The 526-nt window shown below is 41.3% G+C and carries 1 protein-coding gene; it reads right to left on the minus strand.

Going from position 1 to position 526, the window contains the following annotated elements; genetic code table 11:
- Positions 1–42 precede the first annotated feature (42 nt).
- Positions 43–441: a hypothetical protein gene (locus V7747_RS18570; protein WP_335617473.1), complete on the minus strand. Its 399-nt coding sequence runs from the start codon at positions 439–441 to the stop codon at positions 43–45.
- Between the last annotated feature and the right edge of the window lie 85 nt (positions 442–526).

Consider the following 526-nt stretch of genomic DNA (forward strand, 5'->3'; position numbering starts at 1 on the left):
CACTTGTTAGGCATTTTGCAATGCACGGGTTAATAGCGTAGCTCACATGCACACTGGACCTGTTGCGCAGCCAAACCAAAAAAGTACCGGTACACCAGCAAAAATAATTGATATGGCACCAAGGAGGAAGCAGGGGAACGCGACTATGAATTTGAATCGTTCCTTTGCCGTGAAGTAAATGAAAGTGGCTAGATAGGCAATGTATGTGATTATCGGTGGAGCCTTTACGCGGAATTCACGCAGGCTGCTGATTATATTAAACAATAACTCTGCAGTCACTAAAAATAAGATTGATACACCCACGCTTAACAATGTAGCTATTAATGGGTTGATGGGTTTTTCATTTTCCGTGCGGCGATAAATATAAATAAGCAAGGCAAGTAATGCTAATGACGGTATTGTAGTAAATACAATTACGTAGGCTGTGAGTTCATAGTACATATTTAATGCCTAACGATAGATTGTTGAGGTTTGAATTTTGCGGACTTCCATGCGGGCACATTCCTTTGCTTTTATGCCTAACGCC

The organism is Halopseudomonas sp., from assembly GCF_036960865.1.
In the GTDB taxonomy this organism is placed as follows: Bacteria; Pseudomonadota; Gammaproteobacteria; order Pseudomonadales; family Pseudomonadaceae; genus Halopseudomonas.